Source organism: Vagococcus sp. WN80Y (genome assembly GCF_059621045.1).
Map to the genome: position 1 here is coordinate 1 of NZ_JCAQHY010000078.1, position 3,501 is coordinate 3,501.

Sequence of the window (3,501 nt, forward strand, 5' to 3'; positions counted from 1 at the left end):
TATGAGGCAGTCGTTAAGACCTTGGAAACCCACCCCTGTACGATCCGTTTTATTGAAAAGAATGGCGACTCAGATACCGCTTACCTCGCATGTCTCAGTCAATTGGCTCAACAAGAGAAAGCGATTATCCGTCACCGAACTCAGATTGGCTTGACGTATGCGAAAGAATCAGGTCGACAAGGGGGACGCCCGACTATTGATGTCAGGATCATTGAGCAAATACGGAGGTTGTTTGTTGAACACCGTAAACCATTGCGTGAGATAGCCGAGCTGTGTGGGGTGTCTCTAGGAACGGTGCATAAGTATACGCGAGAGCTGGAGAAATCGGAATGACGATATATGGCTATGTCAAGCAACAGTTTCCTTTGCCGACGACGGATCAGCTAAAAATAGTGGGGGATTATGGATGCGAAGTCATGTTTATTGAGAAAGCAGGGGCCATTCAACGAGTGGAGTTATCCCGATTGCTTGAGCAAATTAGGCCAGGGGACACGGTTATTGTGACTAGCGTACAGGTTTTTGGTCAAACTGCGAACGAGATTAGCCCTATTTTAAAAAGATTGAAGCAAGAACGGATTATCTTAATCAGTTGGAGCACGCACCTTTATTTAGATTTTTATACGTCACTGGGTTAAAGTATTTTTTATCAATAGATGAAGCGATTGCTAGATGAAAATGATATTAGCAAAAAATAAAAAAAACCATACCAGTGTGGTATGGAGCTATTTTTTGTGCTGTATAATTTATGATCTGAGTGGATTTTTTCCATTCACTCCACAAATTATACAGCGGTATAGAATGAACTTGGAAAAAGATAATCAATCTAAGGTTTGACAATTAATACATCGCAATCAGTGTGAATCGTTGCGTATTGTGGCAGAGAACCAATAACAGAAGTTTCTAATCGATGTTTCCCAGTAGCGCCAAGAACTAGCAAATCAATGTCATAAGCATCAGGATATTCTTTAGCAATCAGATGCTTAGGTGAACCGACATCACTGACAATTTCTATTTTATGATGGCCAAGATCCTCAGCTTGTTTTTTGTAAGTTAAGCACAATTCCTCAGCCTCTTCTTTTAGAGAGGAGAGAGCACTGTCGGTCAAATACCCCATGACATTGTTAATCACGTAAGCGATATACAAGGTAGCGTCGTTTCTTTTCGCAATATGAACCGCTTCTATAAAAGCGATCGTTGCGTTTTCTGAATCATCTACTCCAACTAAAATATTAGAGTGTTTCCCATTGTTAGCCATAAAAATCCCTCCAACTATTATTGTTATTATTAATTATCGTCCATAAATTGGCTTTCGTCAATTTTAAGTAAAAACAACTTTTTAAAATGAAATTATTGACTCTAACATGCTACCTGCAAGAACGTTCTTCTTAAGGGCATTTGCCTTTTCGTGGACGCATGATACAATATAGGTTCATTTAATTTTTGGGAGGAAAATAATGACAGAAGAAGAGTTCAAACAGAAAAAAGGACAATTTAGAAAGCAATTAATAGATTCCTTTTATTTTGGTTTACCTGGTGTTGCAATAATAGTTTACGCCATTCAAAATATTTTGGAGATGAATAGAGAAAAGTACTTCTATGAGAGCTACAGTGTCCCGAAGATACTTGGGTGGTTTTTTGATAAATTTGGCCCTTTAGCAACAACTATTTTAATGATTATTATCGGACTGGCGTTACTTTCATATTGTGTGGTTCGAATTTTGGGTTACCGAAAAAATATGTCTCATTTGAAAAATGAGTACTCTACTCAGACTAGCTGATATGATAGCTAGTTTTTTTGTGGAAACAAGTAAAAAAATCCGTAGTTGGTTTACTGTTATTAAGTATTCTTGGTGGTATAATAATCTCATTAAGGAAAAGCAAGGAGTCGTATAATGAAAACAACACTTTTTAGTACAGGACAATTTATTGTAAATTATCACAAAAGAACAAGTTATCTGATGGTAGTTTGTGCCATTATAATTGCGCTTATTTTCTTACCTTTTTTACCAAGTAATGTTCCGATGCAGTGGTCTAGTAATGGTACGGTTAATTATTATCTCCCTAAGTATGTGGCTGTGCTAATCATGCCGGCATTAGTTGCCCTATTTAGTACGATTGGGAAGTTTAAACACAAAGAATTAGTCTATTTTCTGGTTTCATTGTTCTGTCTGCTTCTTCAGATAGGGTTATTTTTGTTTATCACGTTAAGGTATTAAGTTAGAGGAGATTTATATGCAAACAATTACAGTTGAACTAAAGAATGGTAAAAAAATAACGGATAAAGTAACCGAGATCTGGTTTTTGCAACTTATTGAGGGAAAGGGAGTCAATAGATATACTGCCGAAGAATTTGTTCATGGGTATCTGAGTGATGACCCATCTTCTAGCTATGAGCTTCAAGGAAGGCTAGCTTTCACTTGGGAAATTCCGCAAATGATCAGACACTCAGATATTCTGTCTGTTTCAATCGGCAACGATCCAGTTAATCGCGTAATAGAAATAGCAAACCCATGTTAGAAAAGGAGAGTATTATGCAGTATATACCTGTTGTTATAGTTGAGATTGCCGCCGTGATATTTTTTATTATCGGTTTAAGGAGGTATGTGAGAGAAAAAAAAGCAAGCCTAGCTACAGCCAAAACGATAGGGACTGTCGTGGACTATTCGTCCACTAATAGCAGAGCGCCAATTGTTGAATATGAAGTCAATAACAACACGTTTCGGGAGAAGCTAGCCTATACCTCGATAACGACTATTTCGACTCCCTTTAGTTCGGTAAAGGATACATCAGTTGATCTATTAGCCGCAAAATTGGTAATCAAAAGCAATTCCATGATGTCCATTAATAAATTGATGCAGGAGCGCTTTCCAATCGGAAGTAAGATGACCGTTTATTATCTTCCTGAAACCCCTGATATTGCTTATGTTGAGAGGTATGTAAAAAGTTATCTTGGGCAGCTATTTATAGGCTCAGCCATCCTTGCGTGTTTTTCAGGTCTCCTTTTAGCGTTTATTTTGACAACTATCAGTTAGTATCGTTCATGATACGGAGGAGGGCTTATTTATGGATGGGTTACTTGTGGTTATTCTTTTGCCTTTAGTTTTGATTTTTGCCCTGTGTGGCATTCAATTAATTCGGGGAAAATGGTTAATGTTAATGGCTGGTTACAACACTCTTTCAAAAGGAGAAAGAGAAAAGCTAAATGGTGAGGCGTTAGGGAAGCTAGTAGGAAGTGTGCTTCTAATCAGTTCCCTCTTACTGCTTATTCTTGCCTTCTTTCCTACTCGAGCAGTCATTGTCCTTTTTGTGAGTGTGATGCTAGTTCTTTCTATGGGCACACTTATTTCTGCGAATAAATCAGATAAATTTAAAAAATAACTTAATTGAATCAATTTCATAATCAATATTTTATTTGAGAATAAGCTTACCCAATTTTATTTATGTGATTTTTTTTAAGCGACTAATTTCAGTTTGAGAGATAATCTTTCTACCGCAAATCTT

8 protein-coding genes are annotated in these 3,501 nt (G+C 37.1%); 7 read left to right on the forward strand and 1 reads right to left on the reverse strand.

The features are described from left to right. Both AC5KOD_RS02910 and AC5KOD_RS02915 read left to right on the forward strand, forming a co-directional pair. The coding region (locus AC5KOD_RS02910; protein ID WP_496913038.1) for a winged helix-turn-helix transcriptional regulator at window positions 1-333 on the forward strand (333 nt) is incomplete at its 5' end. Beyond that, window positions 330-635, forward strand: a complete 306-nt coding sequence (locus AC5KOD_RS02915) for a recombinase family protein (RefSeq protein ID WP_496913039.1) — start codon at window positions 330-332, stop codon at window positions 633-635. The genes AC5KOD_RS02910 and AC5KOD_RS02915, both read left to right, overlap by 4 nt. 188 nt (window positions 636-823) lie before the next feature. Here AC5KOD_RS02915 and AC5KOD_RS02920 read toward each other — a convergent pair whose 3' ends face one another. Further along, window positions 824-1,255, reverse strand: a complete 432-nt coding sequence (locus AC5KOD_RS02920) for a universal stress protein (RefSeq protein WP_496913040.1) — start codon at window positions 1,253-1,255, stop codon at window positions 824-826. Window positions 1,256-1,454: 199 nt separating this feature from the next. Here AC5KOD_RS02920 and AC5KOD_RS02925 point away from each other — a divergent pair, with 199 nt between their 5' ends. The 5 genes from AC5KOD_RS02925 to AC5KOD_RS02945 all read left to right on the forward strand — a co-directional run bounded on the left by AC5KOD_RS02925 (window position 1,455) and on the right by AC5KOD_RS02945 (window position 3,378). Then, entirely contained in the window at window positions 1,455-1,778 is a 324-nt protein-coding gene (locus AC5KOD_RS02925; protein WP_496913041.1) for a hypothetical protein, read from the forward strand. 114 nt (window positions 1,779-1,892) lie between these two features. Then, window positions 1,893-2,216 (forward strand): DUF1648 domain-containing protein, encoded by a 324-nt coding sequence (locus AC5KOD_RS02930; RefSeq protein ID WP_496913042.1) that lies wholly within the window; start codon window positions 1,893-1,895, stop codon window positions 2,214-2,216. Between the two features lie 16 nt (window positions 2,217-2,232). Further along, window positions 2,233-2,517 (forward strand): hypothetical protein, encoded by a 285-nt coding sequence (locus AC5KOD_RS02935; protein WP_496913043.1) that lies wholly within the window; start codon window positions 2,233-2,235, stop codon window positions 2,515-2,517. A 14-nt stretch (window positions 2,518-2,531) separates the two neighbouring features. Beyond that, the gene (locus AC5KOD_RS02940) at window positions 2,532-3,032 is read left to right on the forward strand and encodes a hypothetical protein (protein ID WP_496913044.1); all 501 of its coding nucleotides are present in this window, start codon (window positions 2,532-2,534) and stop codon (window positions 3,030-3,032) included. A gap of 31 nt (window positions 3,033-3,063) precedes the next feature. After that, complete coding sequence (locus AC5KOD_RS02945; protein ID WP_496913045.1) at window positions 3,064-3,378, forward strand: DUF3784 domain-containing protein; 315 nt, start codon at window positions 3,064-3,066, stop codon at window positions 3,376-3,378. The last annotated feature ends 123 nt before the right edge of the window (window positions 3,379-3,501 follow it).

Excerpts from the sequence above, each read along its gene's own strand:
- AC5KOD_RS02930 (WP_496913042.1), top strand. The coding sequence starts at position 1,893 with ATGAAAACAACACTTTTTAGTACAGGACAATTTATTGTAAATTATCAC.
- AC5KOD_RS02915 (WP_496913039.1), top strand. The coding sequence starts at position 330 with ATGACGATATATGGCTATGTCAAGCAACAGTTTCCTTTGCCGACGACG.
- AC5KOD_RS02945 (WP_496913045.1), top strand. The coding sequence starts at position 3,064 with ATGGATGGGTTACTTGTGGTTATTCTTTTGCCTTTAGTTTTGATTTTT.
- AC5KOD_RS02920 (WP_496913040.1), bottom strand. The coding sequence starts at position 1,255 with ATGGCTAACAATGGGAAACACTCTAATATTTTAGTTGGAGTAGATGAT.
- AC5KOD_RS02940 (WP_496913044.1), top strand. The coding sequence starts at position 2,532 with ATGCAGTATATACCTGTTGTTATAGTTGAGATTGCCGCCGTGATATTT.
- AC5KOD_RS02935 (WP_496913043.1), top strand. The coding sequence starts at position 2,233 with ATGCAAACAATTACAGTTGAACTAAAGAATGGTAAAAAAATAACGGAT.
- AC5KOD_RS02925 (WP_496913041.1), top strand. The coding sequence starts at position 1,455 with ATGACAGAAGAAGAGTTCAAACAGAAAAAAGGACAATTTAGAAAGCAA.